We start from the raw sequence: 24772 nt of genomic DNA, 5'->3' as shown, positions 1-24772 counted from the left end.
AAATTTCATAATAGTTCGATCAACCCAACAACCTTGAAGACGATGAGAAACCTTGCACACTGGATGATGGCGGCGGCGAGCTTTGTTGCCCTGAACGCGCAAGCGGCGGATGGTTTTAATCCGGACGACTGGCAGCACAAGCAGAAGACGCTGATCGACACGACGGCCGAAGGCGTCGAGCTGAAGCTGGGCGCAGCCCAGTTGCCGCTGGCCTTGCGCCTGCACACCGGCAATTTTGCCTTTGCCGAAGCCAAGCCGGACGGCAGCGATCTGCGCGTGACGGCTGCCGACGGCAAGACGCCGCTGCGTTTCCACATCGAAAAATATGATTCGACCAACGAGCTGGCGGTGATCTGGGTGCAACAGCCCAAGCTGGCGCCGCTGGCCAAAACGGACGCGGTCACGCTGCTCTGGGGTAATGAAAAAGCGGTTGCAGCCAGCGATGCCAAGGGCAGCTACGATGCGGCCCAGAATCTGGTGCTGCATTTCTCCGACAACGGTCCGGTACAGGATTCCTCGGTCAACCGGAATAATCCGCAAAATTTGACAATCAAACCTGTCGCCGGCCCGCTCGGCGACGCGGCCAGCCTGGACGGCAGCACGACGCTGACGGTTCCTGCGTCTCCCTCGCTTAAGCTGGTGACCGCCAATGGCCTGACCTTCACGGCGTGGATCAAGCCGGTGGCCAACGCTTCCGGTACGTTGTTCCAGCAAAGTGAAGGCGGCAAGAGTCTGGCCCTGGCGCTCAAGGGCGGCAAGCTGGTGGCCGTGGTCAATGGCAAGGAATTCGCCTCGAAGGCGACGGTGCTGGCCGATACCTGGCAGCACGTGGCGATGACGCTGATTGGCGGCAAACTGACCTTCTACATGGAAGGTGCCGAGGCTGGCACGGCCGATATTGCGCTCGACGACACGGCTGGCGACATCCAGATCGGTGCCGGATTCCGTGGCGAACTCGACGAAGTGACCCTGGCCGCGACCTCGCGTTCGGCTGATTACATCAAGGCCCTGCATGGCAGCCAGCAGCCGGACAGCCTGATGTACGGCGCCGAGGAAGAGGAGGCAGGTGAAGCTGCTTCCTACGTCGGCATCCTGCTCGGCGCGTTGACGGTGGACGGCTGGATTGTCATCGGCATTCTCGCCGTCATGGCCGTCATCAGCTGTGCAGTCATGGTTGGCAAGACCCTGTTCCTGGGCAAGGCGGAAAAGGCCAACGATGCCTTCCTCAACCGCTTCCGTGACAACCCGCGCAAGCTGTTGCAACCGGACTCGATGGATACCAAGGCGCTGAGCGAAGACGAGGCGATGCGCCATTCAACGATCTTCCGTCTGTACAAGATCGGCATCCAGGAAATGCATCACCGCTTCGACACCCAGACCAAGAGCGGTGTCCAAAACAAGCTCTCCGATGCTGCCCTCAATTCGATCCGTGCCGCCATGGATGCCGGGCTGGTCCGCGAGAACCAGCGCCTGAACAGCCAGATCGTGCTGCTCACCATCGCCATTTCCGGCGGTCCCTTCCTCGGCCTGCTCGGTACCGTAGTCGGCGTCATGATCACTTTCGCGGCGATTGCTGCAGCTGGTGACGTCAATGTGAACTCGATTGCGCCGGGTATCGCCGCTGCGCTGGTCGCCACCGTCGCCGGTCTGGCCGTGGCGATTCCCGCCCTGTTCGGCTACAACTGGCTGGCCATCAAGATCAAGAACGTCTCGGCCGACACCCAGGTGTTCGCCGACGAGTTCCTGACCAAGTCCGCCGAGCAGTACGCCGTCTAAGCGGGAACGAGCACGATGCACGTTCAGGAAGACAACCAGCCCTACGACGAGATCAATGTCACGCCGATGCTCGACCTCGCCTATGTGCTGCTGGTCATCTTCATCATCATGACGACGGCCTCGGTGCAGGGCGTCAAGGTCGAGTTGCCGAAAACGGTGGCCAGCTCCAGCCTGGCCAAGCCGGGCACCAAGGCGGTGACGGTGGCGCGCAACGGGGACGTCTTCATCGACGCCTACCCGGTGACCATGGAGCAGCTTGACCTGCGTCTGGCCCAGTATCTGGCGGCCAATCCGGCGCTGTCGATTGTCATCAAGGGCGATGGACAGGCCCAGTACGCCAAGGTCATGGAGGTCATGGAGTTGCTCAAACGCAACGGCATCACCGACCTTGGCCTGGCGACGACGCGGGCGCAGAGGTAGGCCATGCACGTTCAAGCAGAAACCAAACCCTACGACAGCATCAACGTCACGCCGATGCTCGACCTCGCCTATGTGCTGCTGGTCATCTTCATCCTGATGACCACCGCCTCGGTGTCGGGCATGTCGATCAACCTGCCCAAGCCATCGAACAAACCAAGCACCGAGAAACACGAGATCAAGATCATCCAGATCAAGCCAGACGGATCGCTGCACCTCAACGGTGTCGGCGTTACGGTTCGCGAACTGGAGGTCCAGCTAAAGTCGACCATGGCCCGCGACCCGAAGGCCTCGGTCGTGCTCAAGGGCGATCCGGCGGTCAACTACGCGCGCGTCGTCGAAGTGCTCGATCTCACCGGTGCCATGGGCATCGGCGCCGTGGGACTCGTCACGGCGAGAATTGGTAACTGACGGCTATGGAAACAAAGATCAAGCCGTCGCGGCGCTGGGTGAGTATTGTCGTGATCGCCGTGCTTGGCGCCGCGATCATCGCCATTGTCACCTGGGGCATCATGAGCCTGATGGGCGGCAAGTCCGGCAAGCCGCGCAAGCCGCCGGTCGTCACCCTGCTGCCGGATAAACCGCCACCGCCCCCGCCGCCGCCCAAGGAAGAAAAGAAACCCGAGCCGCCCAAGGAAAACAAGGACGTCAAGATCGAGCCGCCCAAGGAAGCGCCGCAGCCGGCGCAGAACGAGCCGCTCAAGATGGAAGGTGCGGCGGGGGATGGCGACAGCGCTTTCGGCTCCGGCACGGTCGGCCGCGAATACGCCGGCGGGGCGATTGGTGGCGCCGGCATGCAGGGCATGTACGCCGGCCGCCTGCAGCGCCATTTGCAGGAACAGCTGAGCCGCAATCGCAAGCTGAAGGAATCCGACTATCGCGTCACCGTGCGCGTCTGGCTGCGCCGCGACGGCTCCGTCGAGAAGGCCGATCTGGCTCAAAGCACCGGTAATAGCGGGCTGGATGAACTGCTGCGCGAAGCCTTGCTGCAAGTCGCCGCCATGCGCGAAGCGCCGCCTGAAAACATGCCGCAACCGATCCGGATACGCATTACTGCCCGCGGTGCGCCTTAGTCACGAATTGAATTGAAGAAACCCAGAGAGAAATCCATGAAATTCACTCAAAAACCTTTGCACAAAGCCATGGTCGGCGTCTTCGTCGGCTTGCTGGCGGCCGCTCAGCCGGCGCTGGCCGACGACCGCGAGTCGCTTGAAACCTTGCGCGAAACGACGCTCAATTTGATCGATGCGCTGGTCGAACAGGGTATTTTCAGCCGCGAAAAGGCCGATGCGATGGTCAAGGCTGCCCAGTCCAAGGCAGCGAAAACGGTAACCCGCGAAAAGTCCAAGTCGGCAGCGCCGGTGCGCGTTCAGTATGTGCCCGAGACGGTCAAGAACGAGATCCGTGACCAGTTGCGCCAGGAGGTGCTGGCCCAGGCCAAGGCAGAGCGCTGGGCCGAACCGAATGCAGTCCCGTCGTGGCTGGATCGGATCAAGTGGGAGGGTGACATCCGGGTGCGCTATCAGCCTGAGTTTTATGACATAGCGAATGCGACACAGGCGCAGTATTTGGCTTCTGTTGCAGATACCCTGCCAAATCGGGCTGCGGGGTTCCTTTCTTTGGCTTCAAATACGGCTGAAGACCGCGACCGTTTCCGTTTGCGGGCGCGCTTGGGTATGCTTGCCAAGGTTTCCGATGATTGGAGCGCGGGCGTCCGCTTGGCTACGGGAAATACGACTGATCGGGTGTCGACCAATCAGACGATGGGTCAGGATTTCAACAAGTACCAATTGACGCTTGACCGGGCTTTCATTAAGTACGATCCGGCCGAATGGCTGACGGTCAGCGGTGGCCGCATACCCAACCCATGGCTTTCCACGGATCTGGTTTGGGATGAAGACCTCAACTTTGAAGGCTTTGCAGCGACCATCAAGCCGAGTTTCGCCAACGGGGATTTCAAACCATTCCTAACTGCTGGTGCCTTCCCGCTCCGCGAGGATGGCCCGCCGACAAAAACCAGTCGCTGGCTGAGGGGAGTCCAGGCTGGAGCAAAGTGGCAGTTGGCCTCGAATACCCGTCTGAATTTTGGTGCTGCGTTGTATGACTACGATAATTTTGCGGGGCAAAAAGAGTCTGACGCCAACTACTACGATCTGAGCTACCAAGCATATGGGCAGTATGAATACGGCACCGGATTGCGCCAGAAAGGCAATACGCTTTTCCGTACCAACGCATCGGCTGATAGTGCTTCATCTGCCTTGTGGGGACTGGCCTCCAAGTTCCGTCCGGTCAACCTGACTGCCTCGCTCGATCTGGCACATTTCGACCCGGTCCATGTCGTGCTGACAGCCGATTACGTCAAAAATACCGCTTTCGATCGCAGCGAAATCCAGCGTCGGACGGGTGTTGTGCTGACTGATGGCAAGGACTACGGCTACCTCTTCAAGCTTGCCGTCGGCATGCCAAAGCTTGAAAAGCGCCATGACTGGCAGAGTAGTTTTGCTTACCGCTATCTGGGGTCCGATGCGACGGTCGACGCCTTTACCGACTCCGATTTCGGTCTCGGCGGTACCAATCTCAAGGGCTACCAGCTGGGCATGAACTACGCGATGGATCAGAACGCTTGGTTGAGCTTGCGCTGGATGTCGGCTGAATCGATTGAGTCCTTCGCTCCTGGCACGAACTATCGTTTCGGGGTCGATCTTCTTCAGGCTGACGTCAATGTGCGCTTCTAAAACAAAGCTCTCGGCCCTGTTGCTGGCGGCAGCGTTGGCCGCAACACCGGCCCTGGCTGCCGAAAAAAAAGCCGACCCGAACAAGGGTGAAGTCCGTCGCTTGCAACAGATGCAGCGCCAGCTGGAGCAGGAGAAGAACCTGTTGGCCGAGCAGAAGGCAGCGGCGGAAAGCGAGTTGGGTGAGGTTCGCAAGAAGGTAGATGGCGAGTCCCGTCGGGCTGCGGCGCTGAGTCGTGATGCTGCTGCCCTGCGTGCGGCCCGCGATGCCACAGCCGCCAAGTTGGCCGAAACCGAGGCCGAGCTGCGCAAGACCCAGGAGGCGCAACGTGCCGCAGAGGCCGAAGGCAAGCGCTTGCAAGCCGCCCTGGCGGCGGAGAAGCAGCAACTGCAGGTATGCACCGAGCGCGGCCAGGAATTGCGCAAGGTGAGTAACCAGGTGCTCGATCTCTATGAAAAGAAAAGCTGTCTCGACAGCAGCTTGCAGCGCGAGCCGTTCACCGGGCTGAAGCGGGTCGAGATCGAGAACGCGGTCGAGGACATGCGCGAGAAGCTGGATAGCCAGCGCGTCGGCTCATGAGCGTTGGCGTTCTGGCGCGGGGCTTGTCTTTTTCGGGCCCAGCCGTGGCCCGCGCCTTGCCGTTCGCGGTTTTTATCGGCCTGATGGCGGTCGAGCCGTGGTTGGCGGCGCAGTTGGCCGGGGTAATCGACCCGCGCTGGTTTTACGGTATTCGTTCGGCCGTAGTGGCTAGTCTGCTCTACGTTTTTTGGCCGAGCTTCACGGAACTGACTGCGGCGCGTCGTCCGTCCATTCGGGAATTCGGACTGGCCATGGTGGCTGGCCTGATTGTCCTGGCCATCTGGTTGTCGCTGGATTCCGGGATTTTCGTGCTCGGCCAATCGGGCTCCGGATTCAATCCGCACGTGGCCGATGGCAGCATTGACTGGTCGCTGGCCTTGATGCGACTGGCCGGTTCGGCGCTGGTGGTGCCGCTCATGGAAGAGTTGTTCTGGCGCTCGCTGGTCATGCGCTGGCTGGAAGAAGCCGATTTTTCGGCGATCGACCCGGCCCGCATCGGCCTGCGCGCCGTGCTCTTGTCCAGCCTTGTTTTCGGTCTTGAACACAGCCAGTGGGCGGCCGGCATGCTGGCTGGCCTGGTCTATGGCTGGCTCTATGTGCGCAGCGGCAATCTGTGGGTGGCCATCGCGGCACATGCCGTGACCAACGCCGGCCTGGGGATTTGGGTGCTGGCGACTGGTGCCTGGTATTTCTGGTAAGAAGCGTGGCGGAAATCTAAATATCATCATCCGGTAATGTTGGTGGAATATCCTGACCGGCTGTAAATGCAAGCAAATGGGCGAGAGATGTCTGCAAGAGTTCTTGTCGTTGAAGACGAGCCGTACGTCAACGAGTTGATCACGATTAACCTCAAATACGCTGGTTTTGAGGTGCATTCCGTCGATAGTGCCGAGGCCGCCTGGCAGGTTCTGTCGTCGAACGCGCCCGATGTGTTGCTGGTGGACTGGATGCTGCCCGGCATGTCCGGTTTTCAGCTGATCCGCCATGTCCGCGCCGATTCGCGCTGGCGTGAAATTCCCGTGATCATGCTGACCGCCCGCAGCGAAGAGGTCGACAAGATTTCGGCCCTGGAAATCGGCGCTGATGACTACGTGACCAAGCCTTTTTCACCGCGCGAACTGGTCGCTCGCGTCAAGGCGGTGATCCGTCGGCGCGATCCGAAAATGCTTGAAGGCTCGGTCGAAATTGGCGGTTTGCGTCTGGTGCCCAATTCGCGCAAGGCGTTGGCCGGCGAGGAGCCGATCGGTCTGGGGCCGACCGAGTTCCGCTTGCTGCATTTCCTGATGACCCACGCCGAGCGCGTCCATAGCCGTGGCCAGTTGCTTGATTATGTCTGGGGCGGACGTTCGCACATCGAGGAGCGGACGGTCGATGTGCATATTCGTCGCCTGCGCAGCGTTCTCGAAAACCACGCGCTCGACGGCATGGTGCAGACCGTGCGCGGCATGGGCTATCGCTTCTCGATCACGCCGGATGGCAACTGAACCACCTGTTCTGACTTTTTGATTTTGGCCCGAAATTCCGGTTGACCGTGGAATTGCTCAGGAAAGCCGCTCAGCTTCCCTGCATCCGACGGTAATGCGCGACGACCAGCGGCACGTAGCGCCGGGTTTCGGCATAAGGCGGCAAGCGGCGACCATGGCGGATGACAGCGTTTTCGCCGGCGTTGTAGGCGGCTAGCGCCAGTTCCAGATTGTTATCGAACATGGCGAGCAGGTCGCGCAGATAGCGGGCACCGGCGCGGATGTTTTCACCGGGATCGAGCAGGTTCACGGTGCCGTAGCGTTTGGCGGTACCGGGCAACAACTGCATCAGGCCGGTCGCCCCCTTCGGTGAAACGGCGCCCTGGTTGTAGCCCGACTCGACGGTGATCACCGCATGCAGCAGCTTGGCGTCGACGCCAGACTCGCTGCTGGCGCGCATGACCGAATCGTGAAACGGCCGCTGGCCGTAGGGCAGGGCGAGCACGCCGCGCGGTGCGCGCAAGGCGGTGCGGGCCGGTTCGAAACGGTCGGCCAGGACCAGCCGGTAGCGCTTGTCGTCCGGAATGTTGCTGAGGTGCTCGACACCGTCCTCGTCGACAAAGCCGAAAATGCCGCCGACCGCCTGCGCCTGCAGCGGAGCAAGCGAGGTAAGGGCAAGGCAGAAGAGGGCTGAGTTGAAGCGCATGGTCGAATCATAATCCAGTTGTCCGCCCAGCTTAACCGGCCTGTGTTACCGGGGCTTGACCAGCCGATGACCGGTTTCGGCGGGCGCTGCGTCATGGTCATGTAACGCAACTTGCATAGTATTATTGTCCGGATACTTAATCTCCCTTGGCGAACCCGTGTTGCATAAACTAATTTCCCGAATCCTTGGCCGCCTTTTCGCACCCGCTGTCGTTTCACGGCTGCGTCAGCGCGGATTTACCCTGCTTGAACTGCTTGTCGTCATGGTCATCATCGGCTTGCTCGCCGGTTATGTCGGGCCGAAGTATTTTTCGCAGATCGGCAAATCGGAAATCAAGGCGACGCGCGCCCAGATCGACGGCCTCGAAAAGGCCCTCGACCAGTATCGTCTCGATGTCGGTCGCTACCCCAATACCGAGCAGGGACTGGCCGCGCTGACCAAGCGTCCGGCTGGCGAGAGCCGCTGGCAGGGCCCCTACCTCAAGAAGGAGGTGCCGGCTGACCCGTGGGGCGCCGCCTACCAGTACGCCCAGCCCGGAGAACACGGCGACTTCGATCTCTTCTCCTTCGGCAAGGATGGCAAGGCCGGCGGCGAGGACGAAAACGCCGATATCACCAACTGGTGAGTCGCGGCTAACAATGGATTACGACGTGATGGCCGTCTTTCCCGGTCGGGGTGTTTGCCGACTGACGGTAGCGGCCGAATCACCTGAACAGCTTGCCGCGGCGCCAGCCTTGCAGGGCGGCGTCATCGTCTCGTCGCGGCCGATTGGCCAGCGCAGCGGGCGGGCGCGCGGCGGCAAGTTCCCGCTGCCGCTGTTCACCCGGCAGATGCTCTCGCTGCTCAAGGCCGGCCTGACCGTTGTCGAAGGCCTCGAGACGCTGTCCGAGCAGGACCAGGGTTCGGCGACCTCCGAGGTGCTGAGCCGTCTGCTCGGTCACCTGCGGGAAGGGCAGTCGCTGTCGACGGCCATGCAGCACCATCCCGAGGCTTTTCCCGATCTATACGTGGCGACGGTTCGGGCCAGCGAGCGCACCGGCGACATGCCCGAAGCGCTGCAGCGCTACATCGTCTTCCACGAAAAACTGGCCGACCTCAAGAAGAAAATCGTCAGCGCCGCCATCTATCCGGTCTTGCTGATGTCGGTCGGGGCGATTGTCACGCTCTTCCTGCTCGGCTACGTCGTGCCGCGCTTTGCCCTGGTTTTTGCCGATAGCGGGCGCGATCCGGAAGGGCTGTCCAGCCTGCTTTTCGCCTGGGGCGGCTTCATCAACAATCACGCTGCCGGGCTGGCTATCGGTGTGGCGCTGGGCATTGCCGGTCTGGTCGGCCTCTTTTCGCTGCCACCCGTGCGTGCTGCCGTTGCCCGCGCCGCCTGGAGCGTACCGGCCCTCGGCGAGCGCATCCGGTTGATTTTTTTGGCCCGTTTTTACCGGACCACCGGCATGTTGCTGCGCGCCGGTATTCCCCTCAAAACGACGCTCGGCATGGTTTCCGACATCCTGCCCGTGGCGCTGCGCCCCGGCTTGCTACAGGCGGTGGCCGACATCGAACAGGGGCGGCCGTTTTCGCAGGCGGCCGAACGGGGCGGCCTGACCACGCCGGTGGCGCTGCGCATGATTGCTGTCGGCGAACGCAGCGGCCAGCTCGGCGACATGATGGAAGCCGTCGCCACCTTCTACGACGAGGAAATCAACCGCCTCGTCGACATGTTCACCCGACTCTTCGAACCCTTGCTCATGGCGGTGATCGGCGGCGTCATCGGTGGCATCGTGTTGCTCCTGTACATGCCGATCTTCGAACTGGCCGGTAATTTTCAGTAGGATAGGCAATGAATTTTCCAAGGGAGGCCCACTTGTCGATGGAACGCCAGGAACACGATGTCCTGCTCGGCGAGGCATGCCAGCTGGCGGCGGCCGGTCGCGGGCTGCCGGCGGTGATGGCTGCCCTGCAAGCCGATTTTGCCCAGAGCGAAGAGGCGGCCGGCGAATTGACGGCCCTGGCCTTCGGCCTCAATGCCATCAGCCTCGCCGAACTTTCCGAACACTCGCTGGCCCTGTCGCTGGCGCCGTTTGCCGAATTCATCCGGCGTCAGGCGCTGGTCCTCGAAGCCGGCGATGCCTACCTGATCGCCACGCCCAACCCCTTCGACGTCACCGTGCGCGACTGGCTGGAGGGCTTGGTGCCGCTCGGCAAGCCGCTGCACTGGCGCCTGGCGCCGCCATCGGTTTTAACCGCTTTCCTGGCCCGCGAAGAAACCCGGGTCCGGGCGCTCGACGGCAGCCTGAGCGGCGAGGGCGGCCAGATCGCCATCGGTTCGGTGGCCGAAGACCTCTCGCTGCAACGCATTTCCGAAGACGGCAGCGCCGTCGTCCGCCTTCTGCGGTCGACCCTGCATGATGGCCTGAAAGCCGGGGCCAGCGATATCCACGTCGAGGCCAACAATCGCGGCCTGGCCATCAAGTACCGCATCGACGGCGTGCTCAATTACGCCGGGTCGATCGACGGAACCGATACCGCCGAACAGATGATTTCCCGCGTCAAGGTACTCTCCGAACTCGACATCTCCGAACGCCGCGTACCGCAGGACGGCCGTTTCAAGGTCAGCTGGCAGGACCGCGAGATCGATATCCGCGTTTCGATAATGCCGAGCATCTGGGGTGAAGACGCCGTGTTGCGCGTGCTCGACAAGCAGGCGCTCACCGATCACCTGCAGGGCCTGCGTCTCGACGCCATGGGCTTCGACGCCGACATCATGGCGCGCATCCGCCGGCTGTCCAGCGAGCCCTACGGCATGGTGCTGGTGACCGGCCCGACCGGTTCCGGCAAGACGACGACGCTCTACGCCGCACTGACCGAAATCAATGACGGCAAAGACAAGATCATCACGATTGAAGACCCGGTCGAGTACCAGCTTTCCGGCGTCCTGCAGATTCCGGTCAACGAGAAAAAAGGCCTGACTTTCGCCCGCGGCCTGCGCTCCATCCTGCGTCACGACCCGGACAAGATCATGGTCGGCGAAATCCGCGACTCGGAAACGGCGCAGATCGCCGTCCAGGCGGCGCTGACCGGTCACCTGGTGTTCACCACGGTGCACGCCAACAACGTTTTCGACGTCATCGGCCGCTTCCTGCACATGGAAGTTGATCCGTACAACCTCGTCTCGGCGCTCAACGGTGTTGTCGCCCAACGCCTGATCCGCACCCTGTGCCCGGCCTGCGCGCAGCCGACGACACCAACCGGCGAAGAACTGACCGACGCCGATATCGGCGCGGTGGCCGGTGCCGACTGGAAGTTCCGCCGCGCGGTCGGCTGCGGTACCTGCCGTGGCACCGGCTATCGCGGTCGCAAGGCCATTGCCGAACTGCTCGTCCTCAACGACGAAATCCGCGAACTGATCATCAGCCGCGCCCCGATCCGCCAACTCAAGGAAGCGGCCCGCCGCAACGGCACCCGCTCGCTGCGCGAAAGCGCCCTCGACCTCGTCCGCGACGGGATAACCAGCCTGGAAGAAGCCAACCGTGTCACTTTCGTGGCTTGACCGCCTGACCCTTTTCATCCACCCGCAGCGCGTCGTTCTCGAACGGCAGCCGTGGCGCGGTGCGCCGTCCAGCCAAACGGCCGAGGTGGCGCCGCCGACGCCGGGCGAAGCCGATTGGCAGCCGGTGCTGGCCGCCGCCGACATCTTGCTCAAGACTGCCGGCCAGGGCGCTGGCCTGCGCATCGTCGTCGCCGACCATCTGGTCCGCTACGCCTTGCTGCCGTGGAGCGAGATGTTGACCGGCAAGGCGGCCAGACTGCACATGGCCCGCGCCCTGTTCCGCAACGCCTTGGGCGAACGGGCCGCGGTGCTGGACATCGCCCTCGACCGTCCGGCCTTCGGCAAGAACGGCATTGCCGCCGGTATCGACCGCCAGTTGCTGGCCGGTCTGCGCGCCGCCGCCAAGGCCCGGCGCCTGCGCCTGAACAGCGTGCAGCCGCGCCTGATCGCCGAGTTGGCGGCGCAGCAGACGCAGTTGAACGACGGCTGGCTGGCCTGCCTCGACCTCGGCTGGCTGACCCTGGCCGGCGTTCGCGACGGCGAGCTTGCCAGCCTGCGCAATCACCGCGCCAGCACGACGGAGCCGGCTATTCTGGCAGGTGAGCTGGGCGGGCTGCTGGCCGCCGAGTCTGCTACGGTCAACGGGAAAAAAGTGCTGATTTCAACATCTGCCGTCGCTGCCCCGAAGCTCGCTGGCGGCTGGGAAACGACGCTGGTCGCACCGGTTGCCGGAGGCGTCCATGCGTGATCTTGGCCTGGATTTTCAGCCGCGCCGTCCCGGCCTGCTGACGGTCGTTCTGCTCCTCGCCGGCGTGCTGCTTTGTGCCGACGCCTGGCTCGAAGACCGGACGCTGCTCAGCCAGCAGGAAGAAGTCGAAGCCCGGCTGGCCCAGGCCAAGCGCCGGGCCGACCGGGTCGATGCCGGCCGCCGCGACAGCCGCCCGGAAAACGTCTTTTCGGCCGAGGAGGGCAAGACCCTGCGTCAGACCATAGCCCTCATCCGCATAGACTGGGAAAAGCTTTTCCGCAGCATAGACGCGGCAACCGGTGAGGACGTCGCCTTGCTCGCCATCCGCCCCAGCGCGGCCGGCAAGGCGGTGCAGATTTCCGGCGAGGCGCGCAACATGGCGGCGGCGCTGGCCTTTGTCGAAGCCCTCCGCCGCGAACCGCTGGACAAGGCTGTGCTGCTCTCGCATCAGATCAAACAAAGCGACCCGCAACAACCCATCCTCTTCGAGATTGCCGCAACATGGCTGACCGGTTCCTGAACCTCCTGCTCGCTCGCCTGCGCTTTGCCGTGGCCAATCTGCCGGTGCTGCCGCTGATCGCCTTTTTGCTGGTTGTTGCCGCCGCGCTGACCCATATTGTCGTGTTGCCCGGCCGCGAAGCCGCCATCGAGGAAGGCGAGCGTCGTCTGGCCAGCCTCGAACGCAGCGCCCGTCGCGCCACGATGGAAAGCCAGACCGAGCGCGTGACGCCGGAAGATACGCGGCAGCGTTTGCTCGACCGTTTCCCGAGCGAGGATCAGCTCAACGCCGAACTTGGTGGACTGCTTGAGCTGGCAAGCAAGGAAGGCCTGCAAATTCCGACTGGCGACTATCGCCTGGTGCCGGGCAAGGATGGCCTTTTCGACCGCTACGTGCTGAATCTGCCGGTCAAGGGCAGCTACCAGACCATACGCCGCTACGTGGTGGCGGTGCGCCAGCAGTACCCCGACCTGGCTGTCGAGGACATCAGCCTGCGCCGTGAAAACATCGGTAGCGCCGACGTTGAGGCGCAATTGCGCTTCATCCTCTTCGGCCGGAGGAAGGCGGCATGACGCCGAAACAACGCTGGATCATTCTCGGTGGCCTGCTCTCGGCCACCCTCGTCGCCGGCTACATGATTGACGACGAACCGGTGCCGGAAAAGAGCAAGCGCAAGGGCAATGTCGCCAGCAAATCGGCCGCTTCGTCGTCAGCCGAAAATCGGCGGGCCGGGGCGAAGGAGCGGACGACCGAACTGGCTGCCGCCCCGCTCAGTTTCCCCGAGCCGGCGCCGGTCGCGGCGGGCGACGAGGGCAAGACGGAGGAGGAGGCCAAGCCCATCGACCCCTTCCGCAACAAGAGTTGGTACGTTGCGCCGCCGCCACCCAAACCGCCCAAGCCGACGGCCCCGCCGCTGCCTTTCCAGTATCTCGGCAAGCTCAACGAGGCGGGCGAAACGCGGGTCTTCCTCAACCATCAGGGCAAACACATCATCGCCAAGGTCGGCGACGTGATCAATGGCACGTACAGCGTTGAAGAGATTTCCGGTGGCCAGATGACTTTTCTCTACCAGCCCTTGAATGAAAAGCAGGTGCTGGGCATCGGCTCCGACAAGTAAGTCGGAGCCGTGCTGCAAAGCGTCCCGCACTGCTGTGCGGGACGGCTCAGAAGCTTACTTCGCCTGGCGACGACGGGCGGTAAAGCCGATCAAGCCAAGACCGGCCATCAGCATGGCCCATGATTCCGGTTCCGGCACCGGCGCCGTGTAGCCGGCGAGGTCGGTGGCGCTGACCTTGTACGCGTGCAGGACACCGGGTAGCAGCTTGTAGTCGCTGTTAAGCGTGGCGCCAGTTGCATCGGCGGTGCTGATGCAGCCAGTGGTCTGGCCGAGCGGGCACTGAATCGAAGTGGCATACGGATCAGCATCGCTGAAGCGGAAATAGACGTCGAACTGGGTGCCTGAGCCATTCTGCGTGACGCTGTAATCGTTGTCGGTACCCGCCAGCATCAGGAAGCTGCCGTCGGCCAGCTTCGGTCCGATAGCCAGACCTTCCCATTTTTCCGGCGATTTGTTGCCGAGGGCGGACAGGGTGTCGGCGTCGAGATCGAGAATCTGGCCAGACTTGATGACTTTTGTATATGCCGCGCCAGAGTCGAGATCAATGTTGCTGACATCGGTCGCACCGGTCAGGTCGATCTTGTAAACCTCCTTGTCGGCCGTCGCCAGGGCGGCGCCGACGCCGATACCGCGGTTGTTGCGTTCGAGTACATAGAACTCGTGGTCATTGATGGCGACCAGCGAAGAAATTCCTTGTCCAGGCTTGGCTTGCTTCATCTGGTAAGCGTACTGGCCGACGGCGTTGCCGGTCTCAATGTCGAACTTGACGATGCGGTTCACCTTGCCGTCACCGCCGCCTTCATCGAGCATGGCGCTTTGCAGCATGGCGTAGGCGTACTTGCCGTCCGGGGTGATGGCCAGGCCTTCGAAGCCGCGATTGGTCCGCTTGCCGGCCGTGTTGCCGGCATCGCTGGCGTAGTTGGGAATGCCGCTGACCGTATTGCGCGGCAGCAGATTGGCCGGCGTGGCGAAGGTGCGCAGCAGATTGCCGTTACGGTCGAATTCACGCACCGACGGGCCGTACTCGTCGGAAACCAGGAAGTTGCCGGTCTTCGGATTGACGACGAAACCTTCCGGGTCCATCGACAGGCCAAGCGTGCTGGTCGGGCTCGGGGCGATGCCGTTGAGCGAGCTGCCGGCATTGTTGAAAACGATGGTTTGCTTGATCTGGAAGTTCGAGATGGCGCCGGTGTTGTAATCGACGTCAAGCGAGAAGCGCTGGACGCGGGTGTCGTAGCTCAGTGTGCCGCCGCCCGGACCGCGGTCGGACAGGCCCCACCATTCGTTGCGGTTGGTGTCGTAGTAAATGTCGGAGAAATAGCCGACGCGGCCGTTGTTGACCGTCGTGCCGCCGGACAGGTCGAGCATGCCGCCATCCAGCGTCAGGCCGTTGACGAAAGTTGGGGCGGCCTGGGCGGCGCCGGCGAACAAAATGCTCAGTAATGCGATTGTTGGTTTGAGTTTCATGATCTCTTCGTGAGGTTGGGTGTTGTCGAAAGTTGGATCGCCGGAAATTGAATGGGCGCTACCAGATGGTGGCGCCTTGCCTCATTTTTGCGCCGGCATTCCCACGCGCCTGACTCTATGTCTGTTTTGTTTCTGGCATATGACAAAAGCCGTCATGGTGAATGAGCTGGTCATTTTTTGGCCAGGCTTATAAGGGTTTTCCATACCCATTTTTCATTGGTTGGCGGCTTGCGGGTGTATTAGGATGTCATGCGGATGACTGCCACGGTCAACCGGAAATTTCCCCCAAAATCAAAAGGAGACAAAACATGAAAAGACCAAATATTACGCCGTCGTTGCCAGCCGTTCGCTGCCTCAGCGCACTGATCATGCTGCTTGGCGCCGGTGCTGCCCAGGCTGACCGGTGCGCCAGTCTGATCCAGGCTTTCGGCAGCCAGTTGGCCGATGTCAGCTGCGTCGACAGCGCCGACCTGACCACGGCCAACCCGGCGACAACCCCGGCCAACAACTCGCTGCCCGGCTTGCCGCCGTTCGCCTTCACCCCGCAGACCGACCGCGCGACGATTGCGCCCGATGCGGCCAACCGCCCGCCGATCACCGCCGTAGTTCCCGGCGTCCAGCTCAACGCGCGGATCGCCAGCGACCCGACCGGCCAGGCCCGCTTCCTGTTGCGGCTGCCGGCGAAATGGAACGGTCGCCTTGTTGTCGCCGGTGCCTCCGGCACCCGCAGCGAGTTCAACGGCGACTTCGCCTGGAGCGATTACGTCGTCCAGAAAGGTTACGCCTACGCCTCGCAGAACAAGGGCGTGCTCAACCTGAAGTTCAGCGACGCCAGCGACCCGCTGGCCTGCCGCCTCAACCCGACTTCGCCGCTGTGGGTCCAGTTTTACGACAACGGCCCGGGCCAGGAATTCACCCGCTGGCGCGACTACATGGTGCTCGCTTCCAAACTCGCTCACAAAGGCGCGGCGGCCAACTACGGCAAGGCGCCGCGCTACACCTACGCGGTCGGCACCTCGAACGGCGCCTACCAGGTGCGGCGGGCCGTCGAGTCGGCGCCCGAATGGTTCGACGGCGGCGTGGACTGGGAAGGTACCTTCGTCGACGAAAACGCCCCGAACCTGCTGACCGATCTGCCGGCGGCCGTCCTCAACTTCCCCGATTACGTCGCCGGCGGCATGAGTTCGACCAGCACTGCCGCAAAAAACATTCGCGGCGCCGGCTATCCGCCCGATCTGGGCACTGGCGTCACCTCGCTGTGGTCGATGAATTCCGCCTCGTTCTGGGAAGTGACGCTGTGTCAGTGGCAGAAGCGCCTCGATCCGAGCTACGACACCTACGGCAGCGGACCGGAGAACTACAACTACTTCGCGCGTCTGCCGGTCTCCAATGCTGACGACAACGTTGCCGATTTCGCCACCACCGGCCGCATCCAGCGTCCGCTGATCACCGTCGCCGGCACCATGGACGCGCTGCTGCCGATCGATCACCATGCCCGCGCCTACGCCCGCAAGGTGGCTGAGAACGGTGGCGAGCGGATCGATGACGACGACCATCGTCGCCGCCATCACCACCACGATCGCAACCCGGCCTACCGGCTCTACGAAGTGCAAAACGGCAACCACATCGAGACCTACAAGCTGACCCTGCCGCAACTTGAGTTCATCCAGCCGCACGCCCAGCGCGCTTTCGATCTGCTGGTCAGCCACGTCGAGCACGGCAAGGCGTTGCCGCCCGACCAGTGCATCGCCCGCGGCGCCGCCATCGCCGACGCGCCGACCCAGCCCGGTCACTGCGCCGAACTGCTGGCACCCTGATCCGACGCCGCCTTTCCTGGCGGCAAGCTCAACGGCCCATTCTTCCATTGGAAGATTGGGCCGTTTTGCAATCTATCGTCATATTTATTTCACCGAGGGGTAACGGGGAAGCACTATATTTCAGCTGCTTGAGTGAAGGGGAACCCGATGACACGAGATGAAATGATCCGATTGCTGGTGCTTGACCGCCTTGAATACCGCGATGATCAGGCGCGCTACCTGCATCTGCAGGGGGTGCTCGAGAACGGTTTTCGTGGCTTCAAAAAGCTCTCCGACCACGAGCTGTCAGCCGAGATTCAGGCGCTCGGGCTGGACCGTCGATTCGATACTGCGGACGGCCTGGATGATGACCTCGACGCTTTTGCCGACGACAACCTGTTCGACTCCAGCCTGTCCGTCGGTCACGCCTTCATCCTCAAGCAGTCCGCCGACTTCTCGCAGTAAGTCGCTGCTTGCCCCGCCACGCGGCGATGCCCGCGAAACCCGGCGGCGCTCCTCGCGCATTACCCTGACATTTTTGCGCAATGCTGCTGTAATTCTTCGGCGCTAGGCTGAGCTACCTTCATCTCTTCCAAGCTGGCGCCCATGACCACTCGCACTCCGACCCAACGTCGTCGTTTCCTCCGTAATTTCGCCATGGGCGGCGTCGCCGCCTCGGCTGGCAGCCTGCTGCCATTGCGTGCCATGGCTCATGGTTTCGATGCCGACGACCTGTTCTCCGATGAGCAGCGCGCGCTGGCCCACTTTCCGCATCGCCACAAGATCAGTTTCGAGCACGGCGTCGCCAGCGGCGACCCGCTCGCCCGCAAGGTCATTCTCTGGACGCGCGTTACCAGCGAGCGCGGCGGCATCGTTCCGGTCAAGTGGGAAATGGCCCTCGACGCGGCATTCCGTCGCGTCGTCCGCGCCGGTATCGCGCTCACCGATGGCCGCAAGGATCACACCGTCAAGGTCGATGTCAGCGGCCTGAAGCCGGACACCGTCTATCACTATCGCTTCGCCGTCGGCCATACGGTGTCGCCGGCCGGTCGGACGCGCACCCTGCCGGTGGGCAGCGTTGCCCAGGTCAAGCTCGCCGTGTTCACCTGCTCCAACTTCCCGGCCGGTTATTTCCATGCCTACCGTGAAGCAGCGAAGCTCGAAGGCATCCATGCCGCCGTCCATCTCGGCGACTACATCTACGAATACGGCCGCGATGGCTACGCTTCGACCGATGCTGCCGCGCTCGGCCGCGAAGTGCTGCCGGCCGGCGAACTGCTGACGCTGGACGACTACCGCCAGCGTTACGCCCAGTACCACACCGATGCCGACCTGCAGGCCGTGCATGCCGCGATGCCCTTCATCAACGTCTGGGACGACCACGAGATCGCCAACGACACCTGGAAGGACGGTGCCGAAAACCATGATTCGGCGACCGAAGGCGAATTCACCGTCCGCCGTGCCGCCGCGTTGCAGGCTTTCCACGAATGGCTGCCGATTCGCACTCCGGACCCGCGTCGGCCGCAGCAGATCAACCGCAGCTTCGCTTTTGGCAACCTGCTGGCGCTGCACATGCTCGACACCCGCGTCATCGCCCGCGACCAGCAAATGGAATACGCCAATTACTTCGGCAGCGACGGCAGCTTCGACGTCCAGCGCTTCGCCGCCGACCTGGCCGATACCGACCGCCAGTTGCTCGGCGCCGAACAACTGCTCTGGCTGCAGGATCAACTCGCCGCTTCCGGCGCCACCTGGCAGATGCTCGGCCAGCAGGTGCTGATGGGCCGCATGAACATCCCGGCGCCGCTGGTTCTCGGCCAGATCAGCTTCTCCGCCTACTCGGCGCTGGTCTACAAGGCGCAGACGGCACCCGCCACGCTGACGCCGCAGGAGCAGTTCATCCTCGCCCAGCCGGCCATTCCCTACAACCTCGATGCCTGGGACGGTTACGCCATGGCCCGCGAAACCGTGCTGGCCATGGCCAGGGGGCTGAACAAGAACCTCGTCGTGCTGGCCGGCGATACCCACAACGCCTGGGCGAGCGATCTGCAGGACTACCAGGGCAACGCAGTCGGCGTCGAGTATGCCGTCGCATCCGTCTCCTCGCCGGGTCTCGAGGAATATTTCCCGAGCGAAAACCCGCTCGCCGTGGCGGCCGGGCTGGAAGCCATCATCGGGCCACTCAAGTACGCCAACACCGGCGACCGCGGCTACATGGTGGTCACCGCCACGCCGGGTGAGTGCCGTTGCGACTGGCGCTATGTCAGCACTGTCAAGGCAGAGGAATACACCATGCTGGCCGGCAAATCACTGCGCACGCTGCCCGGTGCAGCGAATCGCCGGCTGCTGCCGGTTTGATTTCTGCCCGATGACATTGATCCATGCGTGACATCCCCGGGAAGTAATTGCGCACTAGACTCGGACGTACGGGCGTGCGCCATGATGCATGCCCTGTTCGATGCTCACCTCAACCCCAGCTAACGGAGCTCATCGATAACGTCGAATAATATTTGACGTACGGTGATCTCCAGAGCGCTTTCCAAGACCTATTCCTGGGATCAGCAGACATCCGATTCCGCTGCCCGCTTCGACCTCAAGGTCAACCAGACGCAAACCGACTGGTACCTCTGGCGTGAAGCCGACAGCATCGAAACAGCCAATGCCGCCGTCGCCCAGAACGACATCTGGCACCGCGTCAGAGGCAACGAATACAATTACCGCCGCGTTTTCCATAACGACCAGCGCGTGGTCGATTACACGGCTGGCGAAATCAAGACCCGCCACGCCGAGCCGGACTGGTCAAAACTCGCCTCGGTCATTTCGCCGCAACTGCTGCAAGAACTCAAGCGCGGCGCCAGCAAGACATTGTTCGGCCAGAAGGCCGTGCGCTACACCGGCAAACTTGGCGGCCAGAGCATCGAACTGTGGTGGCTGGAGCAGGCTCAACTCCCGGCCAGCCTGCAAATGACCCGAACCGGCCAGCGCATGACCCTTGCCCTGAAAGAACTGCACAGCAAGGCGCCCGCCGCTTGGCCGCGCGCCACCGAAGAGCGAATTGCCGATTACGGGCAGATCGATGCCGCAGATTTCGGCGACATGGAGAGTGATCCCTTTGTCGCCCGCGTCATGCAGCAGGATGGTCACAGCCATACGCATTAAACCGCGGTGCTGGCGGTGCGCCATGCTTTTTGCCGCAGCCGCGATGTTCCTGCCTGCAGTTCATGGCGCCGATGCCGAGATCTATGTCACCACCGGGCCGGACGGGGTCGAGATATTTTCGAACTTGCCCCGTGGCCCGGTAGCGCAAGCGGGTCTGGCTAGGGTGCAGGGAAAGGCGGGCGGAGCCTTGTCGGTGCTGCCTGCAGGCGCCAGGCAGCAAGTCGTGGAAGCGTCGAAGGAGCCGGAATCCCCGGGCAGTGAGGCGGCTGAGGCTGGCAAGTCGTTTTTACTCGACGATTGAGCGCTCTCCTGATCTCGGTAGCCGGCATAGGACTCTGGTCTAGTGAAGCTTGTCGGTCTGCGTGTGCTCGATCAGGCGCTCTTCTGCGCGAGGAATTCATCAATCAGTCGAATGAGCACTTCCTCTTCATCGCCATCATCCAAACCGAGTAGTTCCGCTACAAGTCTTACCTTGTCCTGACTCACGCGACGCCGTGCGGACGAGATTCGATCTGCTACGGGACTGTCTTCTCTGGGCGGGATAGCGGTGGCCGATGCTGCCGACGACACAACTGGCTGAGAGCTGGGGTCGGATGCAACGCCTTCCTTCTTCTTCCGGCCAGCGGAAACTTCTGAAAGGGCGGTATCGACTATTTTCTTCGAGACCTTTTCACCCTCAGGTAATTGCTCTATCTGGCCGATCAAGACTTCTGCCTTGGCCTCGTCTTTTTTGGATAGCTTTTCGAGCTGAACGGCAGCGCCCGTGCTGGAAATCTTGCCGGCGTCGAGGAGGGCGCTGACCTTCCCGGACAAATTGGCGGCGGCTGTTGCCTGGGCCAGCCAAGTTGGGGCGCGACCAAAATGTTGAGCCGCCTCTTCCGGCGACTCGAAACGCCCCGCGATGGCCTGGATTGCGTTGGCCATGTCGCGCGGCTCCAGCGCAGAACGTACGCCAAGGCCGATGTTTTCAAAAACCTGAACTTCAAGTGTTTCATTGGGCGCGCAGGCGCGAACGATAACGGGCACCGTCTTCTCGCCAGCCAAGAGCGCAGCCTGGCGGCGCCGCTCACCGACGATGACCGTATAGCGGCCATTCGCATTGGCCGGCCTGACCAGCAGCGGGTGGATTACCCCCATTTTCTGAATTGAATTGGCCAGCCCCTTGAGATTGCCTTCATCGATATTCTGTCGGGCGTGCTGTGGATCGGCTTCGATCAATGCGATATCGACGATTTGAAAATCGGATGAACTGTCTTTGAACGCCATGGCCAATTTCTTTGAAATACAGGGATAAAAAGCAAAAAGCCCCAGCAATCGAACTCTGGGGCTTTTCCCGAAACATGGTGATTACTTCTGGGCGACGGCCGCCTTGAAGTTGGTGCCCGCGGAGAACTTCGGTACGGTGGTCGCAGCGATCGACAGCTTTTCGCCGGTCTTGGGATTTTTGCCTTCACGGGCGGCACGGGCCGATGCCTTGAAGGTACCGAAACCGATAAGGGAAACGGAGTCACCATTGGCCACGGCATTGACAATGGCACCGGTCACCGCGTCAAGGGCTTTGGCTGCGTCAGCCTTGGTCAGGCCGGCTTCTTCAGCGATGGTGTCGATCAGTTCGGATTTGTTCATGTTCATTCCTTGGTTTGGTCAGAGGGGGCAATGGGAACGCAACACCAGTGCGCCGGAAGGGGCGCAATTTTAGGGCTTTTCGTGTTCGAAGCAAGACTAACTTTGGCTGGCTGTCAGAACCACAGGGAAAATTTGCTGTGGGCAATGTCAGCGACGGGAGGGCTGCCTGCTACGAGTACGCCCTGCCGGTTTATGCGACGCGCGGTGTGTCCGCGATATCCGGTAGCGGGAGATGCCCGTGCTTATCCCCATTTTCTGTGGATAAGCTTGGGGGCAGGTGCGGAGTTGATGCGCTAAGGTACTGAAGTAAAAACGGTTTATATCGTTTGCCCAATTAACGGGCTGTACGCTCAGTTGCAGTAGATTCCCTGCAGCATGCTGATGACGCTCGCGTGGCTGCAGGTTGGCGACGGCGTAGTAAACGCGAAGGCTTCCTTGCGCGACTTGCTCAGCCGCGGATCGAGTCAGGCAGTTTGTCCTGCACAAGCTTGAGCAGCGGAGCGAAAACTTTGGGTGTGCCGGCGATCAGATTGCCGGTTTCGAGATAGTTCGCGTCGCCGCGCAGGTCGCTGACAAGGCCGCCAGCTTCCGAAATCAGAAGGGCTCCCGCTGCCATATCCCACGGCGAAAGTCCGAATTCCCAAAAACCGTCGTAACGGCCGCAGGCAACGTAGGCCAAGTCAAGCGAGGCCGCTCCCGGGCGACGCTGACCGGCTGTCTTCTGGGCCAGTTCCTTGAAGATTGCGATGTAGGTATCGATGTGCTCGAACATACGGTACGGGAAACCAGTGCCAAGCAGTGAGTCCTGCAGTTTTGTGCGCTTGGAGACGCGGATGCGGCGCTCGTTGAGGAAGGCACCTGCCCCTTTGCTGGCAGTGAACAGCTCGTTGCGATTGGGGTCGAAAACAACGGCCTGCTCGATCACGCCACCTTTGGCCAAAGCAATCGAGACGGCATATTGCGGCATGCCGTGAATGAAGTTTGTCGTGCCATCAAGCGGATCGATGATCCACTGGAACTCTGCTTCGTTGCTGCCCTTGCCGGCAGTCTCGCCGGACTCCTCTGCTAGAATGCCGTAGCTGGGATAGGCTTCCATCAGGACTTCGATGATCGCGGCTTCGGCGGCCTTGTCGACTTCGGTGACAAAATCATTGGGCTGCTTGGTGGTGACCTTGAGCAGGTCCAGGTCGTTGGAAGCGCGATTGATGATCTGGCCGGCACGGCGCGCTGCCTTGATGGCGATATTCAGAGTTGGATGCATGAGCTTAAAGAGCTGACGGGTGGCCGAAGCCGCCCAATCTATATTTGAAAGACCGAATTTTACACCATGAACCCCGAAGTCCTGCTTTCACGTATCAGAGTGGTGCTGTGCCGAACCAGTCACCCAGGCAATATTGGCGCCGCAGCGCGCGCGATGAAGACGATGGGCTTGTGCAATCTCTATCTGGTTGAACCGAAGCAATTTCCGGATCCGGAGGCTGATGCGCGGGCGACGTCTGCGGTCGATATTCTGCAACAGGCAAAAATTACGTCGTCGCTGAAAGATGCGCTGGTCGGAACATCATTTGTCGTTGCGCTGTCGGCGCGCCAACGCGATATCGGGCCGGTGATCGGGGCGCCGCGCGAAACGGTGGCGCGTCTGATCGCCGAGGCCGGGCAGGGCGAGGTGGCGCTGGTCTTTGGCAATGAAACGGTCGGTCTGAGCAACGAAGAAATCCTGCATTGTCATGCTGCAGTGACGATTCCGACCAATCCCGAGTTCAGTTCCTTGAACCTTGGTTCGGCTGTTCAGGTGCTGAGCTACGAGTGCCGGATGGCAGCCTATGCCGAGCAGCCACCGATCATCGAACAGGGGGTGACCCCATTCGCTTCTCCGGCCGCAACACATGATGAGGTGGAAGGGTTATATACCCATCTGGAAACGGTAATGACCGATACCGGCTTTTTCAATCCGGAGCAGCCAGGGCGCTTGCTACCGAAACTGCGCCGCCTGTTTAGCCGGGTTCGCCTGGAAAAGGACGAAATCAATATTCTGCGCGGCGTTCTGGCCTCCACCCAAGTCAAGACCGGGCACGGCCGCAAGAGCTGATCAAAGTCAGGCGAAGCTGCTACGCATCTCCGTTGCGAGCGCTTCGATTTCCGGCCGCAAGTGGCCGTATTTTTCTTCAAGAAGACTCATTTCGGCGGGGATCTCCGGTTGGTCCTGCATCAGCCACTCGAAATGCCCGCCACTGAGCATGTTGGCGACGTAAATGATGTCGGTCAGATTGCGGATGCTTGTCGGTGTTGGTCGTACGTGATCGTGGTCGATCGTGGCTTCGACGATTTCCTCGGGTAAGCCCAGCGCATTCAGCAGGGAGACACCGATACTTTCGTGCCACTGGATGATCAGGTATCTGACGCTATCCGGTCGATGGCGCAGTTCTTCGTACTGAGTGGCGCGATAGAGCATGTAGAAGGCGCCGAGATCATGGATAAGACCAGCCAGCATGGCTTCATCCGGGTTCTGGCGGGTCATCCGGCGAGCCACAATATTGGCTGCGGCTGCGCTATTGATCGAATGCTCCCACAGCGAGTGGGTGATCTCGGAGAATTCGGCCATGCCCTTGGCACGCATCAACTGGGTCATGACAATTGACAAGGCTGCCGTTCGCACTGCGTTGAGCCCGAGTCTGGTGATGGCCGATTTCAGATCAACAAGTACACGCCCGTCAGGATTGAAGGCAACGGAATTCGCCAGATGGAGGAGTTTGGCGGAAATCAGTGGCTCGACGGCGACGGCGCGAGCGATGTTGGCAATGCTTTGTTCCGGGTCGTGCAGTACTTTGCGCAGACGCAAAACTGCGTCGAAATAGGTCGGGAAAACAACTTCGCCGGAAAGCTCCTGGGCAATATCGGCAAGCATCTGAAAGCGTTGCGATTTTAGCGCTTCGCCTTTCTTGTCCTGATCGTATTCTGAACTGGCAATTGTCATGGCCATATTATTCAACAAAAACCCCGCCTTGTGGGCGGGGTTCATGTTTCGTTTCGGGCTTCTGGTGGGCAACGCAGGGCTCTAAGACGCCCCGAAACTCACCTGGCCAAGTACCCGGTTTTTCGGCGTAGCACTTCGTGAATTCAGCTTGGGCGTGCATTTTTGCAATTC

Annotated in this window: 27 protein-coding genes; 21 read left to right on the top strand and 6 right to left on the bottom strand. The window is 61.5% G+C overall.

The window, feature by feature from the left end; all coding sequences use genetic code 11:
• The first annotated feature begins 42 nt into the window (after positions 1-42).
• From KI610_RS14270 to phoB, 8 genes are all read left to right on the top strand, one after another.
• A complete protein-coding gene (locus tag KI610_RS14270; protein ID WP_226495629.1) occupies positions 43-1776 on the top strand; it encodes a MotA/TolQ/ExbB proton channel family protein in 1734 nt (577 codons plus the stop codon).
• 15 nt (positions 1777-1791) lie between these two features.
• Positions 1792-2196: an ExbD/TolR family protein gene (locus tag KI610_RS14265; protein WP_226495628.1), complete on the top strand. Its 405-nt coding sequence runs from the start codon at positions 1792-1794 to the stop codon at positions 2194-2196.
• A 3-nt stretch (positions 2197-2199) separates the two neighbouring features.
• Positions 2200-2604: an ExbD/TolR family protein gene (locus KI610_RS14260; protein ID WP_226495627.1), complete on the top strand. Its 405-nt coding sequence runs from the start codon at positions 2200-2202 to the stop codon at positions 2602-2604.
• Positions 2605-2609: 5 nt separating this feature from the next.
• A complete protein-coding gene (locus tag KI610_RS14255) occupies positions 2610-3266 on the top strand; it encodes an energy transducer TonB family protein (protein WP_226495626.1) in 657 nt (218 codons plus the stop codon).
• Positions 3267-3410: 144 nt separating this feature from the next.
• Positions 3411-4928 carry a putative porin gene (locus tag KI610_RS14250; RefSeq protein ID WP_226495625.1) on the top strand — a complete coding sequence of 506 codons (1518 nt, stop codon included), beginning with the start codon at positions 3411-3413 and terminating at the stop codon, positions 4926-4928.
• The gene (locus tag KI610_RS14245) at positions 4915-5505 is read left to right on the top strand and encodes a hypothetical protein (RefSeq protein WP_226495624.1); all 591 of its coding nucleotides are present in this window, start codon (positions 4915-4917) and stop codon (positions 5503-5505) included. The genes KI610_RS14250 and KI610_RS14245 overlap by 14 nt, the downstream gene beginning before the upstream one ends.
• A 23-nt stretch (positions 5506-5528) precedes the next feature.
• A complete protein-coding gene (locus tag KI610_RS14240; RefSeq protein WP_226495623.1) occupies positions 5529-6203 on the top strand; it encodes a CAAX prenyl protease-related protein in 675 nt (224 codons plus the stop codon).
• 87 nt (positions 6204-6290) lie between these two features.
• The gene (phoB, locus tag KI610_RS14235) at positions 6291-6989 is read left to right on the top strand and encodes a phosphate regulon transcriptional regulator PhoB (RefSeq protein WP_226495622.1); all 699 of its coding nucleotides are present in this window, start codon (positions 6291-6293) and stop codon (positions 6987-6989) included.
• 70 nt (positions 6990-7059) lie between these two features.
• Here the strand turns inward: phoB and KI610_RS14230 are convergent, their stop codons facing one another.
• On the bottom strand, positions 7060-7674 hold the full coding sequence (locus KI610_RS14230) for a lytic transglycosylase domain-containing protein (protein WP_226495621.1): 615 nt from the start codon (positions 7672-7674) through the stop codon (positions 7060-7062).
• 181 nt (positions 7675-7855) lie between these two features.
• Between KI610_RS14230 and gspG the strand changes: the two genes are divergently transcribed.
• The 7 genes from gspG to KI610_RS14195 are packed head-to-tail and all read left to right on the top strand — an operon-like array spanning position 7856 to position 13579.
• Positions 7856-8299, top strand: a complete 444-nt coding sequence (gspG, locus tag KI610_RS14225) for a type II secretion system major pseudopilin GspG (RefSeq protein ID WP_226498552.1) — start codon at positions 7856-7858, stop codon at positions 8297-8299.
• A 13-nt stretch (positions 8300-8312) separates the two neighbouring features.
• Complete coding sequence (locus KI610_RS14220; protein WP_226495620.1) at positions 8313-9497, top strand: type II secretion system F family protein; 1185 nt, start codon at positions 8313-8315, stop codon at positions 9495-9497.
• An 8-nt stretch (positions 9498-9505) separates the two neighbouring features.
• Positions 9506-11215, top strand: a complete 1710-nt coding sequence (locus tag KI610_RS14215) for a GspE/PulE family protein (protein WP_226495619.1) — start codon at positions 9506-9508, stop codon at positions 11213-11215.
• A complete protein-coding gene (locus KI610_RS14210) occupies positions 11196-11963 on the top strand; it encodes a hypothetical protein (RefSeq protein ID WP_226495618.1) in 768 nt (255 codons plus the stop codon). The genes KI610_RS14215 and KI610_RS14210 overlap by 20 nt, the downstream gene beginning before the upstream one ends.
• On the top strand, positions 11956-12483 hold the full coding sequence (locus tag KI610_RS14205; protein ID WP_226495617.1) for a hypothetical protein: 528 nt from the start codon (positions 11956-11958) through the stop codon (positions 12481-12483). Before KI610_RS14210 ends, KI610_RS14205 begins: the two co-directional genes overlap by 8 nt.
• A complete protein-coding gene (locus tag KI610_RS14200; protein ID WP_226495616.1) occupies positions 12465-13034 on the top strand; it encodes a hypothetical protein in 570 nt (189 codons plus the stop codon). Before KI610_RS14205 ends, KI610_RS14200 begins: the two co-directional genes overlap by 19 nt.
• The gene (locus tag KI610_RS14195; protein WP_226495615.1) at positions 13031-13579 is read left to right on the top strand and encodes a hypothetical protein; all 549 of its coding nucleotides are present in this window, start codon (positions 13031-13033) and stop codon (positions 13577-13579) included. Before KI610_RS14200 ends, KI610_RS14195 begins: the two co-directional genes overlap by 4 nt.
• Before the next feature lie 54 nt (positions 13580-13633).
• On the opposite strand, the gene KI610_RS14190 is transcribed toward KI610_RS14195, so the two are convergent.
• Positions 13634-15046 carry an esterase-like activity of phytase family protein gene (locus tag KI610_RS14190; RefSeq protein ID WP_226495614.1) on the bottom strand — a complete coding sequence of 471 codons (1413 nt, stop codon included), beginning with the start codon at positions 15044-15046 and terminating at the stop codon, positions 13634-13636.
• A 308-nt stretch (positions 15047-15354) separates the two neighbouring features.
• Between KI610_RS14190 and KI610_RS14185 the strand changes: the two genes are divergently transcribed.
• The 5 genes from KI610_RS14185 (at position 15355) to KI610_RS14165 (ending at position 20302) form a co-directional block, all read left to right on the top strand.
• Entirely contained in the window at positions 15355-16863 is a 1509-nt protein-coding gene (locus KI610_RS14185) for a 3-hydroxybutyrate oligomer hydrolase family protein (RefSeq protein ID WP_226495613.1), read from the top strand.
• Positions 16864-17025: 162 nt separating this feature from the next.
• Positions 17026-17307: a hypothetical protein gene (locus KI610_RS14180; protein WP_226495612.1), complete on the top strand. Its 282-nt coding sequence runs from the start codon at positions 17026-17028 to the stop codon at positions 17305-17307.
• A 141-nt stretch (positions 17308-17448) separates the two neighbouring features.
• Complete coding sequence (locus tag KI610_RS14175; RefSeq protein WP_226495611.1) at positions 17449-19200, top strand: alkaline phosphatase D family protein; 1752 nt, start codon at positions 17449-17451, stop codon at positions 19198-19200.
• Between the two features lie 162 nt (positions 19201-19362).
• Entirely contained in the window at positions 19363-20001 is a 639-nt protein-coding gene (locus tag KI610_RS14170; protein ID WP_226495610.1) for a hypothetical protein, read from the top strand.
• 22 nt (positions 20002-20023) lie between these two features.
• Positions 20024-20302, top strand: coding sequence for a hypothetical protein (locus KI610_RS14165; RefSeq protein ID WP_226495609.1), 279 nt, complete (start codon positions 20024-20026; stop codon positions 20300-20302).
• A gap of 71 nt (positions 20303-20373) precedes the next feature.
• Here KI610_RS14165 and KI610_RS14160 read toward each other — a convergent pair whose 3' ends face one another.
• The 3 genes from KI610_RS14160 to KI610_RS14150 form a co-directional block, all read right to left on the bottom strand.
• A complete protein-coding gene (locus KI610_RS14160) occupies positions 20374-21267 on the bottom strand; it encodes a ParB/RepB/Spo0J family partition protein (protein ID WP_226495608.1) in 894 nt (297 codons plus the stop codon).
• An 81-nt stretch (positions 21268-21348) separates the two neighbouring features.
• Positions 21349-21627: an HU family DNA-binding protein gene (locus KI610_RS14155; protein ID WP_226399872.1), complete on the bottom strand. Its 279-nt coding sequence runs from the start codon at positions 21625-21627 to the stop codon at positions 21349-21351.
• Positions 21628-22075: 448 nt separating this feature from the next.
• Entirely contained in the window at positions 22076-22888 is an 813-nt protein-coding gene (locus tag KI610_RS14150; protein WP_226495607.1) for an inositol monophosphatase family protein, read from the bottom strand.
• A 66-nt stretch (positions 22889-22954) separates the two neighbouring features.
• On the opposite strand from KI610_RS14150, the gene KI610_RS14145 reads away from it, so the two are divergent.
• Complete coding sequence (locus tag KI610_RS14145) at positions 22955-23716, top strand: RNA methyltransferase (RefSeq protein WP_226495606.1); 762 nt, start codon at positions 22955-22957, stop codon at positions 23714-23716.
• 6 nt (positions 23717-23722) lie between these two features.
• On the opposite strand, the gene KI610_RS14140 is transcribed toward KI610_RS14145, so the two are convergent.
• Positions 23723-24601, bottom strand: coding sequence for an HDOD domain-containing protein (locus KI610_RS14140; protein ID WP_226495605.1), 879 nt, complete (start codon positions 24599-24601; stop codon positions 23723-23725).
• Between the last annotated feature and the right edge of the window lie 171 nt (positions 24602-24772).

The sequence above is a fragment of the Ferribacterium limneticum genome, from assembly GCF_020510565.1.
Lineage (GTDB): Bacteria > Pseudomonadota > Gammaproteobacteria > Burkholderiales > Rhodocyclaceae > Azonexus > Azonexus limneticus_B.
This window is presented reverse-complemented; position numbering and strand designations above follow the sequence as displayed.

Excerpts from the sequence above, each read along its gene's own strand:
- KI610_RS14270 (WP_226495629.1), top strand. The coding sequence starts at position 43 with ATGAGAAACCTTGCACACTGGATGATGGCGGCGGCGAGCTTTGTTGCC.
- KI610_RS14265 (WP_226495628.1), top strand. The coding sequence starts at position 1,792 with ATGCACGTTCAGGAAGACAACCAGCCCTACGACGAGATCAATGTCACG.
- KI610_RS14260 (WP_226495627.1), top strand. The coding sequence starts at position 2,200 with ATGCACGTTCAAGCAGAAACCAAACCCTACGACAGCATCAACGTCACG.
- KI610_RS14255 (WP_226495626.1), top strand. The coding sequence starts at position 2,610 with ATGGAAACAAAGATCAAGCCGTCGCGGCGCTGGGTGAGTATTGTCGTG.
- KI610_RS14245 (WP_226495624.1), top strand. The coding sequence starts at position 4,915 with ATGTGCGCTTCTAAAACAAAGCTCTCGGCCCTGTTGCTGGCGGCAGCG.
- phoB (WP_226495622.1), top strand. The coding sequence starts at position 6,291 with ATGTCTGCAAGAGTTCTTGTCGTTGAAGACGAGCCGTACGTCAACGAG.
- KI610_RS14230 (WP_226495621.1), bottom strand. The coding sequence starts at position 7,674 with ATGCGCTTCAACTCAGCCCTCTTCTGCCTTGCCCTTACCTCGCTTGCT.
- KI610_RS14220 (WP_226495620.1), top strand. The coding sequence starts at position 8,313 with ATGGATTACGACGTGATGGCCGTCTTTCCCGGTCGGGGTGTTTGCCGA.
- KI610_RS14215 (WP_226495619.1), top strand. The coding sequence starts at position 9,506 with ATGAATTTTCCAAGGGAGGCCCACTTGTCGATGGAACGCCAGGAACAC.
- KI610_RS14205 (WP_226495617.1), top strand. The coding sequence starts at position 11,956 with ATGCGTGATCTTGGCCTGGATTTTCAGCCGCGCCGTCCCGGCCTGCTG.
- KI610_RS14200 (WP_226495616.1), top strand. The coding sequence starts at position 12,465 with ATGGCTGACCGGTTCCTGAACCTCCTGCTCGCTCGCCTGCGCTTTGCC.
- KI610_RS14195 (WP_226495615.1), top strand. The coding sequence starts at position 13,031 with ATGACGCCGAAACAACGCTGGATCATTCTCGGTGGCCTGCTCTCGGCC.
- KI610_RS14190 (WP_226495614.1), bottom strand. The coding sequence starts at position 15,046 with ATGAAACTCAAACCAACAATCGCATTACTGAGCATTTTGTTCGCCGGC.
- KI610_RS14185 (WP_226495613.1), top strand. The coding sequence starts at position 15,355 with ATGAAAAGACCAAATATTACGCCGTCGTTGCCAGCCGTTCGCTGCCTC.
- KI610_RS14180 (WP_226495612.1), top strand. The coding sequence starts at position 17,026 with ATGATCCGATTGCTGGTGCTTGACCGCCTTGAATACCGCGATGATCAG.
- KI610_RS14175 (WP_226495611.1), top strand. The coding sequence starts at position 17,449 with ATGACCACTCGCACTCCGACCCAACGTCGTCGTTTCCTCCGTAATTTC.
- KI610_RS14165 (WP_226495609.1), top strand. The coding sequence starts at position 20,024 with ATGCTTTTTGCCGCAGCCGCGATGTTCCTGCCTGCAGTTCATGGCGCC.
- KI610_RS14160 (WP_226495608.1), bottom strand. The coding sequence starts at position 21,267 with ATGGCGTTCAAAGACAGTTCATCCGATTTTCAAATCGTCGATATCGCA.
- KI610_RS14155 (WP_226399872.1), bottom strand. The coding sequence starts at position 21,627 with ATGAACAAATCCGAACTGATCGACACCATCGCTGAAGAAGCCGGCCTG.
- KI610_RS14150 (WP_226495607.1), bottom strand. The coding sequence starts at position 22,888 with ATGCATCCAACTCTGAATATCGCCATCAAGGCAGCGCGCCGTGCCGGC.
- KI610_RS14145 (WP_226495606.1), top strand. The coding sequence starts at position 22,955 with ATGAACCCCGAAGTCCTGCTTTCACGTATCAGAGTGGTGCTGTGCCGA.
- KI610_RS14140 (WP_226495605.1), bottom strand. The coding sequence starts at position 24,601 with ATGACAATTGCCAGTTCAGAATACGATCAGGACAAGAAAGGCGAAGCG.